Here is a 369-nt window from a genome sequence, read left to right as displayed (position 1 = left end):
GCCAGGTGGCGCACGGGCACACCACCGTGGGGGCGGCCAAGACGGCCTCGGCCGCGGAACGGATCGGGGACCTCAACCCGCTGGTGGGCGTGGTCGAGCACCCCCACCGGCTCACGGCCGCCACCGCCGCTGGGGTGCTGGCCGGTTACGACCTGGTCCTCGACGGCACCGACAACTTCGCCGCCCGCTACCTGGTCTCGGATGCGTGCGCGCTGGCCGGGATCCCGCACGTGTGGGGCTCCATCCTGCGCTTCGACGGGCAGTACTCGGTGTTCTGGGCCGCGCACGGGCCCACCTACCGCGATCTCTACCCGGTGGCCCCGGCCCCGGGAGCGGTGCCCAGCTGCGCGGAGGCCGGGGTGCTGGGGG

Annotated in this window: 1 protein-coding gene; it reads left to right on the top strand. The window is 75.1% G+C overall.

Translation table 11 applies throughout. The features are described from left to right. Positions 1-369, top strand: a 369-nt coding sequence (locus M3185_RS16990; RefSeq protein ID WP_251334848.1) for a ThiF family adenylyltransferase, incomplete at both ends; no start/stop codon positions are given.

This window comes from Kocuria rosea, from assembly GCF_023715525.1.
Lineage (GTDB): Bacteria > Actinomycetota > Actinomycetes > Actinomycetales > Micrococcaceae > Kocuria > Kocuria rosea_A.
This window is presented reverse-complemented; position numbering and strand designations above follow the sequence as displayed.